Annotated in this window: 11 protein-coding genes; 6 read left to right on the top strand and 5 right to left on the bottom strand. The window is 35.1% G+C overall.

Annotation, left to right across the window (positions count from 1 at the left end):
• Positions 1-12: 12 nt before the first annotated feature.
• Complete coding sequence (locus QNJ66_RS08050; protein WP_300505007.1) at positions 13-351, top strand: hypothetical protein; 339 nt, start codon at positions 13-15, stop codon at positions 349-351.
• Between the two features lie 775 nt (positions 352-1126).
• On the opposite strand, the gene fumC is transcribed toward QNJ66_RS08050, so the two are convergent.
• Both fumC and QNJ66_RS08040 read right to left on the bottom strand, forming a co-directional pair.
• Entirely contained in the window at positions 1127-2500 is a 1374-nt protein-coding gene (gene fumC / locus QNJ66_RS08045; protein ID WP_300505004.1) for a class II fumarate hydratase, read from the bottom strand.
• Positions 2501-2553: 53 nt separating this feature from the next.
• Positions 2554-2904 carry a hypothetical protein gene (locus QNJ66_RS08040; protein WP_300505001.1) on the bottom strand — a complete coding sequence of 117 codons (351 nt, stop codon included), beginning with the start codon at positions 2902-2904 and terminating at the stop codon, positions 2554-2556.
• Between the two features lie 278 nt (positions 2905-3182).
• Between QNJ66_RS08040 and QNJ66_RS08035 the strand changes: the two genes are divergently transcribed.
• From QNJ66_RS08035 to QNJ66_RS08015, 5 genes are all read left to right on the top strand, one after another.
• Positions 3183-3938 (top strand): DUF2993 domain-containing protein, encoded by a 756-nt coding sequence (locus QNJ66_RS08035; protein ID WP_300504999.1) that lies wholly within the window; start codon positions 3183-3185, stop codon positions 3936-3938.
• Positions 3939-3955: 17 nt separating this feature from the next.
• Positions 3956-5155, top strand: a complete 1200-nt coding sequence (locus QNJ66_RS08030; RefSeq protein WP_300504996.1) for a tetratricopeptide repeat protein — start codon at positions 3956-3958, stop codon at positions 5153-5155.
• Positions 5156-5315: 160 nt separating this feature from the next.
• Positions 5316-5660: a hypothetical protein gene (locus tag QNJ66_RS08025; protein WP_300504993.1), complete on the top strand. Its 345-nt coding sequence runs from the start codon at positions 5316-5318 to the stop codon at positions 5658-5660.
• Positions 5661-5690: 30 nt separating this feature from the next.
• Positions 5691-6101 carry a DUF4332 domain-containing protein gene (locus QNJ66_RS08020; protein WP_300504990.1) on the top strand — a complete coding sequence of 137 codons (411 nt, stop codon included), beginning with the start codon at positions 5691-5693 and terminating at the stop codon, positions 6099-6101.
• Between the two features lie 239 nt (positions 6102-6340).
• On the top strand, positions 6341-6580 hold the full coding sequence (locus tag QNJ66_RS08015; RefSeq protein ID WP_300504987.1) for a DUF6737 family protein: 240 nt from the start codon (positions 6341-6343) through the stop codon (positions 6578-6580).
• Positions 6581-6690: 110 nt separating this feature from the next.
• Here the strand turns inward: QNJ66_RS08015 and pepP are convergent, their stop codons facing one another.
• The 3 genes from pepP to QNJ66_RS08000 form a co-directional block, all read right to left on the bottom strand.
• Complete coding sequence (pepP, locus tag QNJ66_RS08010) at positions 6691-8007, bottom strand: Xaa-Pro aminopeptidase (protein WP_300504985.1); 1317 nt, start codon at positions 8005-8007, stop codon at positions 6691-6693.
• Between the two features lie 114 nt (positions 8008-8121).
• The gene (ruvB, locus tag QNJ66_RS08005) at positions 8122-9186 is read right to left on the bottom strand and encodes a Holliday junction branch migration DNA helicase RuvB (RefSeq protein WP_300504983.1); all 1065 of its coding nucleotides are present in this window, start codon (positions 9184-9186) and stop codon (positions 8122-8124) included.
• 57 nt (positions 9187-9243) lie between these two features.
• Entirely contained in the window at positions 9244-10689 is a 1446-nt protein-coding gene (locus QNJ66_RS08000) for a bifunctional orotidine-5'-phosphate decarboxylase/orotate phosphoribosyltransferase (RefSeq protein ID WP_300504980.1), read from the bottom strand.
• Positions 10690-10816: the final 127 nt, after the last annotated feature.

Below are 10816 nucleotides of genomic sequence, written 5' to 3'. Positions count from 1 at the left end.
AGCATCTTAGTAATGCGTAAATACAGAACATTTGACCAAGTTGAAGAAGAATACTATCGTCAACATCCAGAAGAAATTGAGAGTTTTCTAACAGTTATCTTTGAGGAATATGCCAAAAATAATGACACAGGTGCTTTGCTGTCTGCATTACGTATGATTAGCCGTGTTAAAGGGGTTACAGCAACAGCCGAAGCAGCAGGAATTAGCCGAAAAGGACTACAAAAAGCATTCCCCAACCAACTAAGCGCACCAATAAACATTATTTGGAAGGATATAAATTTACATTTTCTAGCAGTTTTTGTGGATGTGAATGATAACATTCAATTTTTTGAGATGGGGATGGATCTTTAGATATCTTGAAAGATAGAAGTGGTTGATTTAATTTATTAATTATTTTCCCGTTAAGTTCATAACCAATAAATACATCATAAGTTGTTCCAGGAGTAAATTGAAAATTGTATAATGGGTCTTCAGTATTATAATTAAGAGTTCTAAACACTCTCCATCCTCCTGAAATTGATTTAGGGGGAACTATAAATGAAGAACTAGGAGTCCATCCATTTTCTGCAATTGTCTTATTCCTTGAAACTGTTAGATAATCAGCAACATAAGTATAATAAATGTGATTATTATTGGTTGGATCTTTAGGAATAATTTTTAGATAAGGGATTCTAACTAACGCTGTTTTATTTTGTAAGTTTTTCCATTCCAATGAAAGAATTAAATGATCTGATTTTAAGTCATAGAAACCTCTTTGAACACAATAACTATAAGGTGATAAGCTGTTGTGCATTTAAACCACATATCATGAAGTTAAGCAACAAATTAGCAAACCCTCTCCCCGTCTCCCTTTCCCCCCGTCTCCCCGTCAGTCTAGTATAGTAATTTAGATGTTTAACAGCTTAATGGTTTGATTTCTTTTGGACGTAAATTGTCTATAATTGGTACGATAGCAATTACAGAAACAAATAAAGCTAATGAGGCAATTATATCGGAAGTATTCCATCTCATAATTCATCCACTATATGAAGAAAAAAAGTAAACAAAAAAGAATAATTTTAGCTCATTTCTCTACTCTAAAAACAGAACTTACTTGTTCGATTCTTCAAAATGAGAATTGCTGGATTTATGTCATTTCTTCGGGTCTAACAATTTTTTTAAACTCTTCAGAACTGAGAAACCCTAATGCAATACAAGCTGCTTCTAAAGTTGTATTTTCTGTGTATGCTTTTTTGGCAACTTTGGCGGAATTATCATAACCAATATGAGGGTTTAATGCTGTTACTAACATCAAAGAGTTGTTTAAATAATCCGCAATTTTTTCTTCATTTATTTTTAAACCTACAACCAAATGATCTGTAAAAGATGAACAAGCATCGGATAATAATCGAATGGAGTTTAATAGATTAAAAATTAGTAAAGGTTTAAATACATTTAACTCAAAATTACCTTGACTTCCAGCAATACTTATAGCAGCATCATAACCCATTACTTGCACACAAACCATAGTCATGGCTTCGCATTGTGTGGGGTTAACTTTTCCTGGCATAATGGAAGATCCTGGCTCATTTGCTGGTAAAATAAGCTCACCAATACCACAACGAGGACCTGAGCCTAACCAGCGAATATCGTTGGCTATTTTCATCAATGAACAAGCCAAAGTTTTCAGGGTTCCACTACACATTACAACAGCATCATGTGCAGCTAAGGCCGCAAATTTATTATCTGCTGAAACAAATGGTAAATCAGTTATTTGAGCGATTTCTTGGGCTACTTTTTCTGCAAATTCTGGATGAGTATTTAACCCTGTTCCTACTGCTGTTCCTCCAATAGCTAATTCATATAAATCAGGTAAACTTAATTGTATCCTTTCTATATCTTTATCCAGTTGAGAAATATACCCTGAAAATTCTTGTCCCAAGGTTAAAGGAACGGCATCCATTAAATGAGTTCTGCCAATTTTAACAATGTCTTGAAACTCTTTAATTTTAGTTACTAAACTATCCCGTAATGTAGTAATATTTGGCAATAATTTATGATTTATTTCTTCTATTGCAGCGATGTGCATAGCAGTGGGAAAGGTATCATTAGAAGACTGGGACATATTAACATGATCGTTGGGATGAATAGGATCTTTACTACCTAATACACCCCCGGCTAATTCGATGGCACGGTTAGCAATAACTTCGTTAGCATTCATGTTAGTTTGTGTACCGCTTCCTGTTTGCCAAATTTTTAAGGGGAAGTGTTTATCTAGTTTTCCTGATATTACTTCATCGGCTGCTTGTACAATTAATTCTGCTTTTTCTGGTGCTAATTTTCCTAACTCTTTATTAACAATAGCTGTGGATTTTTTAAGAATAGCGATCGCCCGAATCATTTCCCGAGGCATGGTATCATCACCAATGGCAAAATAACGGAGGGATCTTTGTGTTTGTGCTCCCCAATAAGCTTCGGATGGAACCTCAATTTTGCCCATACTATCTTGTTCAATTCTCATGTTTTTCTCCTTTGTTTCTCCTTTTTTAATTCGGATTTAAGAGACTATTTTATTTAACGATTAGGACAAAGATATCTTTGAGAAATTCGCATCATTTCAGGGTTATCTTGAGGACGACTACCCCCAACCCCTAAACCAGTTCTAATCGCTTCTTGTGCTAAATTACCCCATGGATCACGATTAGCATTAGCTATTCTTTGACAATTATGATAACCATCTTCTAGCAATTCTCGCACAGTGAAAGCCTTATTAGGATCTTGATCATAAAGGATTCTAACTGCTTCTTGAACATAGCGAATTTCGTCTTGTTGCTCCACTTGTGCCTGAGCATCTAAAGCAACATTGCTACTGACAAAAATGGTTGTTAGTAATACAATAGGTGAAAGTAAGCTTGATTTTTTCATATTTAATAACCTTGTCGCTTCAATGTTCGCAATGTTCCCTACTTCATCAGCTTAACCTTGATTTTTGTCGTAAAAGAGCAAATTTAGGATAAATTTAATATAGGAACTCAAGGGGTCAACTCTGAAACAATCAAGACCTGTAACCCAGACTAAAACCAATTGTCTAAATTGACTCAACCCTATAGTTTCTCATTTTTTATCTAAGATATTAAGAAATGTAACAGCACTTAATATTTCTTAATGTTAAGATTAAATAGCGTACAACCCAGTAATGGATAATGACAGCAGTTGTGTTTGGAACCCTCCCTTTCCCCAATCAAGGTGGCGATCAAATCGTCAGTAAGGCCGTTAGTGCTGCGATCGCAGCCTTATTTAAGCGAACCGGCAAAGTAGAAGCTACGGTCAGGGCCGAACCCGTTGCTAAGTTATTACAAGGCAGTGTGGACGGTTTTGACTTTATTGGCAACGGAATGCTCATGTACAATGGTTTGCGCATAGAAGGTATGGAACTCTATGTACAAGCCGTTTCTATTGATTTTAGTGCTATCTTTAAAGGACAGGTCAAGCTAAGGCAGCCCACGCAAGCAACCATGCGAGTTGTGTTGACCGAAGAAGACTTAACCACCTCTTTTAATACTCCTTTTGTGGTAGAGAAGTTGCAACGTCTGGAATACGAAGGACAGGCTTTGAACTTCCAGAAAACAGAAATGCTAGTGAATAAAGGTAAAACATTAACTCTGAAAAGTCAAGTTAAATTAGGGAAAAGCGGTGAAATCATCAACTTAGACATGACAGCAGAAGTAGAGGTTGAGGAACGCCGAAAAATCCAATTTACCAATGTTAACTATGAAGGAGATGAAAAAGCAAAAAATTTAGGAAAAGCTTTGATTTCTCATGTGAATGACTTGCTAGACTTAGATAAATTTGCCCTAGATGGTACGCAGTTGAAAGTAGATCGCATTCGTATCCGTAATAAAGAATTAATCTTTTATGGTATTGCGAAAATTGATCGCTTTCCTGAACGTAAGAAGTAGAAAAATTAGGAGTTGTTATGGCAAAACTTAGCCTCTGCATGATCGTTAAAAATGAAGAAGTCATCCTATCAAAATGTCTAGAAAGTGTACAAAATGTTGTCGATGAAATGGTAGTCATGGACACAGGTTCAACGGATAAAACCGTAGAAATAGCCCAAAAATTTGGGGCAGTTGTGCCAACATTTCCCTGGGGTGACGATTTTGCGGAGGCCAGAAATGAAGCCTTAAAATATGTAACAGGAGACTGGGTTTTAGTTTTAGACGCTGATGAAGTTTTAAATCAAAAAGTTGCCCCACAAATTAAAGAAGCGATCGCCAAAGAAGAGAATTTAGTAGTTAATTTAGTCCGTCATGAAATTGGCTCATCACAATCTCCTTATTCTTTAGTTTCGCGTTTATTTCGTAAACATCCAGAAGTCAATTTTGCTCGTCCCTATCATGCAATTATTGATGATAGTGTGAGTGAATTATTAAAGAAGGAAAATCACTGGAAAATTGTCGATCTTCCTGCCATTAGTGTGTTTCATTATGGTTACACACCAGGAGCGATAGCCTCTTTAAACAAGTATAATCGCGCTCAAACGGCGATGGAAAGCTTTATCAAAGAACATCCCAATGATCCCTATACTTGTAGTAAATTAGGGGCTTTATACGCTCAAATTGGCAAAGAAAAACAAGCAATAAAACTGTTTAAACAGGGATTAAAATCCAATAAAGCAGACATCCATGTTTTATACGAACTCCATTATCATTTAGGCAATCTCTACGCAAAACAAGAAGACAAAGAAAAGGCAATCAAACATTATCAAAAAGCCATCGAGCAACCGATTATGGCACCTTTAAAACTAGGTTCTCATAACAATATCGGCGTAGTATTACAAAGCATGGGAGACTATAAAAATGCTGCACAAGCTTATGAAACTACACTAAAAATTGATCCTACTTTTATCACAGGATACTATAACTTTGCCATGACATTGACTGCTATGGGAAGGTTAGCAGATGCGGTGGCCATTTATGAAAAATTAATCTCTTTAACTCCCAATTATGCTGCTGCATATCAAAACTTAGGTGTGGTTTTCTTTAAGTTAAATAAACTTCCTGAAAGTTCCGAAGCCTTTAAAAAAGCAATCAGTCTTTATGAAGAACAAAATAACCAAGTCGCAGCTAATAAGTTACGCAATAATTTAAAAGAATTAGGACTTTGGGAAGAGTAAGGTAAAAAATTCACGAGTCAAAAGTTAGAAGTAAAAAGTCAATAGTTCTACCTGTTCCTTAATCATCTTACTTCACAATAAGAAATAAACAGATTAAATGCCTATTGATCAGTTAAACTAGAAAGCGAAACTGCTATGTATAACCATATCAACAATAATTATGAAACGTATTCTAAGTTTCATCTATGGCTTAATAGCTTATCTAACTTTCTTGATGACCTTTCTTTACTTAATAGGTTTTGAAGAAAACTTATTGGTTCCTAAATCTCTAGATTCAGCACCAACTGAAAATTTGACTATTGCTTTACTAATTAACTTAGCTTTAATTGGTTTGTTCGGACTTCAACATAGCGGAATGGCCCGTCCAGGTTTTAAGAAATGGTGCTTAAAAACTATTCCTTCACATCTAGATGGAAATATAGTAAATTATCCGTTAACTTCCACTTCCCATGTAAAAGTAACCATTCCCAAATTTCTAATTATCACTTTACGTGGGAAAACCTAAAATCAAAACCATTGCTATAGCTTTTATTTTATGCAATTTTCTGATTGGCCAATTGAACAATTACCAGGGTTAAGTAAAAAGAATCAAGAACAATTAAAATCTTTAGGAATTAATAATACTCAAGATTTACTTAAGATAACTAAAACTAAAGAAAATAAGCAGCATTTAGCTAATCAATTAAAGTGTCAACTACAATTAATTAATAAATGGGCTGCTTTGGCTGACTTAGCTAGGGTTCCCAGTGTGGGATGCGATTATTGTGGACTCATTTTACATTCAGGTATTATATCAGTGAATCAGTTGTCCCAAACTTCTGTTAGTTTTCTACATCGACAAATTCTTAAATTACAAGTTGCTACATTACAACGAAAAGATTTATGTCCTTCCACTGATGTGGTCAAAACTTGGATTAATGAAGCAAAGATAATTAACAATGGATAATGGATAATGGATAATTATTATTCCAAGGAACGAGGAATATCTTTAATTTATTAATGGTAAAATGTGATTCCGAGGAATCTGATTGATTTAATAAAAATATAGTGCTATTAAGTAGTCGGACATAGATAAAAAGCACTGTATTAAGACATATTAACCAGTCCAATACACTTATCTGTTGTCTGTTCCCCGTTCCCTATTCCCTTACCTGAAAATTAACTTTAAATATTGAGTAAAAAATCATGAAAGACTTATCTAATTTAGAATCATCTAACATTTGGGACTATAAACCCTGGTGGTGTCAACCCTGGTCTATTTTGTCGACAGGAATAGTATTAAGTGTTGGAAGTTGGTTGATTTTTCATATTGTTTGGATAACGTTTATTATGACAACGTTAGTAACAATTTGGTGGGTTTACTTTTTAATTATGTATCCTCGAATGTTTACACAATATATGGAAAGTCAGAAGATTCAAAAATGAAAAATAAACAATCACCTCTCACTTTTAGAAAGATGATTGGAAATATATAATTTCCTTAATTTTCCTCCTTAAAAGGGGAGCTTTGTTACCTAAAATGAATCAATAATATTCTAAATAATATCATCAATTGCTTTAGGAACTGCGGCCGTTAAGACTTCATTACCTGTTTTTGTTACTAAAATATCATCCTCAATTCTAATACCAATACCGCGCCATCTTTCAGGTATTTCGGGTTGTCCTTCTGCTGGTTTAATATCCTTTCCGATGTAGATTCCAGGTTCAACCGTTAAAACATGACCAGGTTGCAAAGGACACCAGTTTTCTTCATCTTTTTTATAAACCCCAACATCATGAACATCTAAACCTAACCAATGACCAGTTCTGTGCATATAAAAAGGCTTATATTTTTCCTCTTTTATTATCTCTTCTAAATCTCCTTTTAATAACCCTAAATCAATCAATCCTTGCACCAAAACACAAACAGCAATATCATGAAACTCGTTATAAGGGTTTCCTGGCTTTACTTCTTCAATAGCTTTTAATTGTGCTTCTAAAACTAACTCATAAATTACCTTTTGTTCCCCCGTAAACTTACCATTAACTGGGAAAGTTCGGGTAATATCTCCATTATAATAACCATAAGAACAACCAGCATCAATTAATAATAAATCATTCTCTTGAACTTGACGGTTATTTTCAATATAGTGGAGAATACAAGCATTATCACCGGAAGCAACAATAGAAGGATATGCAGGGCCTATTCCTCCATGAAGTTTAAAAGTATGTTCAATTTCTGCTTGAATTTGATACTCATAATGCCCCACTTTAACAAATTCTCGCGCACGGTTATGAGCAGCAGCAGAAATGTCCATTGCTTGACGTAACATCATTAATTCTGCTTCGCTTTTTACCTGGCGCATGGGGTGTAAAATAGGACTGGTATCTTCAATAGCAACCGGACCGCTTCCCCGTTTTTGATAGGTTCTCATTAATCGTTGCCAATGGGATAAAATAACCTCATTAAAATATTTATCTCGTCCCAAATGGTAATAGATACGATCCGCTTTTGTGAGATAGTCAGGTAATTTTTCGTTTAATTCTGTGATAGGATAAGCTATGTCTGCACCGTACTTTTCTTTAGCACCTTCCACACCGCAACGATAACCCGTCCATACTTCTTTTTCTGGGTCTTTTGGTTGTACAAAGAGGATAAAATGGTGTTCCTCATGATGAGGGGCAAAAACTGCCACTGCTTCCGGTTCATTAAACCCTGTTAAATAGAAAAAATCGCTATCTTGACGGAAAATATATTCTACATCGTTGTGCATTACAGATGTTGGTGCGCTGCGAAAAATAGCCGTTCCCTGACCAATTTTTTGCATCAATTTTTCTCTACGTTGGCGGTATTCGCTGCTATCAATTCCCATAATACTTTACTATATACTGACTAATTTATTAGGATAACTCAAAAACACATAATAAAGCTAGAGTTGTCTGGAGACTTTGGCTATTTTAATATTTTTTCTGATTTCTGTCACTAATTACTGTTCATTGAAAATTGATAACTGTTCTTCCCCCATTTTTCCTAAATGTTGATAAGCAATAGCTGTAACGACTCGTCCTCTCGGGGTACGATTAAGATAACCAATTTGTAATAAATAGGGTTCATAGACTTCTTCAATGGTTTTTGCATCTTCTCCTGTTGCGGCCGCTACCGCTTCGAGTCCCACCGGTCCCCCATTAAATTGTTTAATCATAGTCTCTAAAATTAAGCGATCTGTCCAGTCTAATCCTTGGGGGTCAACTTGATAAATATCTAACGCTTCTGCAGCTAATTCTTGCGTGATGCTATCGAATTTTTTTACTTGTATATAATCTCTAACTCGTCGCAATAAACGGTTAGCAATACGGGGAGTTCCTCGAGAACGTCGACCAATTTCCAATGACCCTGTTTCGGTAATAGAAGTATTTAATAATTTAGCAGTTCGTTGAATAATTAATGCTAATTCTTCCGGTTCATAGAATTTTAAGCGTTGAATTAGTCCAAAGCGATCTCGTAAAGGAGAGGTTAAGGCCCCAACTTTAGTGGTTGCCCCTACTAGGGTAAATTTAGGTAAGGGAATACTCCGAGTTCTCGCTGCTTGTCCTTTACCAATAGTAATATCAAGACGATAATCTTCCATAGCAGGATAGAGTAATTCTTCGGTTAAACGGTTTAGTCGATGAATTTCATCAATAAATAAGATATCCCCTGGTTTTAAGTTTACTAATAATCCTGTAATATCTCGCGGCCTTTCTAAAGCAGGTGCAGCCGTAATTTTACAATTAACCTCCATTTGTGAGGCTAAAATGAGAGAAATGGTAGTTTTCCCCAAACCAGGAGGTCCATATAATAAGAGATGATCGATAGGTTCGTTACGGGTTTTAGCTGCTTCAATGATAATAGATAAGACATCTTTGAGGTCTTTTTGTCCGATGTATTCATCAAAAGACTGCGGACGAATACTTTCTTCTAAATTATCTTGTGTTTTATTCCTTTTTGTGTTAGTTAATCGTTCTTCTTTTTTTGGTTGAGGGTTAGGATTTTGATTGCGTTTAATAGCCATTTTCTCAAAATTTTATTGATTGATTAATTCTACTAACTTTTATCTAAAGAGCAAAAATCAAGATTTAAAAAAGCTGTTATATTGTTGTTCATTAATTCTTCCTGCCTCGTATAAAGTTTCAGTAATTTCAGAAATTGTTAACACAGAATAGGCGTTATAACCTTCTTTTTTAAGCTGATCTTTAACTCCTTGTTCGTGATCAATAAAGACAACAATATCTTCGACAATTAATCCCGAAGAGGTTAATTTTTCTGCTCCTTCCTTGACACTTTTTCCTGTAATTAAAATATCATCAACCACCACCACTTTTTCTCCTGGTTGAAAAGTCCCTTCAATTAAACGACGGGTTCCGTGTGCCTTGACTTCCTTTCTAGGATAAATCATCGGGTGATGTAACATTAAAGATAATCCTGTGGCAGTAGGTAAAGAACCATAGGGAATTCCGGCAATTCTTTCAAAATTTAAAGTCTTTAAAATATCAGCATAAGCATTTAAAACTTCATGGAATAATTGGGGTTGAGAAATTATTTTTCTGAGGTCAATATAATAAGAAAAAGTTGCTCCCGATGCTTGGACATATTCCCCAAATAATAAACAGCCAATATCATAAAGTTGTAAAATTAAATCTTGGTGAGGATGAGAATTTAGTAAACAAACATTAGGACTCCAAAGTTCACAGTCTTTCAAACTTTGACTAATACTTTCTCTTGATTTATTAATATCTTGATTGAGATTCTTTACTTTTTCTTTCAGGTCTTTAGATTTCAAAAAATCTTGAGGAATAGGAATCAAAACACCTTGTCCCATAGGGTTTAAAGACACTTTTAGTATTTCATGAATATCATTCCCCTTACTCCAGACACTACGCATCAATAACAGTCTTTCTGGGGCAATAAAACGAATTTTTTTTATCACCTCTAAATCAGTAGTTCCTACTTCCAAAAATAACTGTTCTGGAGTTGCCCAAGTTTTCGCTTCTTTGATAACTTGTAAATAAAAAGGAGCCTCATTGGTGGGATATTCTTGTAAAGTAACAGCCCCAGGATTAGAAGTATGGCAGAGAATAAAAACACCTTGATCCGGGTAAACCAAAAAAGGAGCAATATGATCTTGTCCAGCGTAAGGACTAACAGTTACTGCATCAACTTGCCACTTTTCAAAAATGGCTTTAGCAAAAACAGTACTGGTGTTAATATCTCCATGTTTTGCGTCTAAAATAATGGGAATATCATCAGGAATAGTCTTAATAACTTTCAATAATAAGTCTAATCCTTCGCTACCCAATGCTTCATAAAAACCTAAAGTCGGTTTATAAGCACAAACTAAGTCTGCCGTTTCCTCAATGACCCACTTTAACCAAGTTTCTAAGGCAATAATTAAACTTTCTTGTTCTGGATGGGTATCCTGATCTTGAGGCATCATTTCTGGGTTAGGATCAAGACAAAGGATCAATAAACTATTGTTGTTGGTGATCCGTTGGGTTAATTTCTCGAAAAAATTCATGCAGGAAGTTAGCTCTAGAATACGACTGATCTTACCCCATAATGACCAACCTTTGCCCTGTCTTTCTTTGAATACCTATGAACAGCAAACGCACAACGATTAATTACTGGGACTATGAATTAGTCGG

The sequence above is a fragment of the Crocosphaera sp. genome (assembly GCF_030064895.1).
Taxonomy (GTDB): Bacteria; Cyanobacteriota; Cyanobacteriia; order Cyanobacteriales; family Microcystaceae; genus Crocosphaera.
Note: the sequence above shows the minus strand (reverse complement) of the source record. Positions and strands in the feature narration are given on the sequence as shown.

What these genes read in the sequence shown, in the direction of transcription:
- QNJ66_RS08050 (WP_300505007.1), top strand. Translation starts at nt 13, where the DNA reads ATGCGTAAATACAGAACATTTGACCAAGTTGAAGAAGAATACTATCGT.
- fumC (WP_300505004.1), bottom strand. Translation starts at nt 2,500, where the DNA reads ATGAGAATTGAACAAGATAGTATGGGCAAAATTGAGGTTCCATCCGAA.
- QNJ66_RS08040 (WP_300505001.1), bottom strand. Translation starts at nt 2,904, where the DNA reads ATGAAAAAATCAAGCTTACTTTCACCTATTGTATTACTAACAACCATT.
- QNJ66_RS08035 (WP_300504999.1), top strand. Translation starts at nt 3,183, where the DNA reads ATGACAGCAGTTGTGTTTGGAACCCTCCCTTTCCCCAATCAAGGTGGC.
- QNJ66_RS08030 (WP_300504996.1), top strand. Translation starts at nt 3,956, where the DNA reads ATGGCAAAACTTAGCCTCTGCATGATCGTTAAAAATGAAGAAGTCATC.
- QNJ66_RS08025 (WP_300504993.1), top strand. Translation starts at nt 5,316, where the DNA reads ATGAAACGTATTCTAAGTTTCATCTATGGCTTAATAGCTTATCTAACT.
- QNJ66_RS08020 (WP_300504990.1), top strand. Translation starts at nt 5,691, where the DNA reads ATGCAATTTTCTGATTGGCCAATTGAACAATTACCAGGGTTAAGTAAA.
- QNJ66_RS08015 (WP_300504987.1), top strand. Translation starts at nt 6,341, where the DNA reads ATGAAAGACTTATCTAATTTAGAATCATCTAACATTTGGGACTATAAA.
- pepP (WP_300504985.1), bottom strand. Translation starts at nt 8,007, where the DNA reads ATGGGAATTGATAGCAGCGAATACCGCCAACGTAGAGAAAAATTGATG.
- ruvB (WP_300504983.1), bottom strand. Translation starts at nt 9,186, where the DNA reads ATGGCTATTAAACGCAATCAAAATCCTAACCCTCAACCAAAAAAAGAA.
- QNJ66_RS08000 (WP_300504980.1), bottom strand. Translation starts at nt 10,689, where the DNA reads ATGAATTTTTTCGAGAAATTAACCCAACGGATCACCAACAACAATAGT.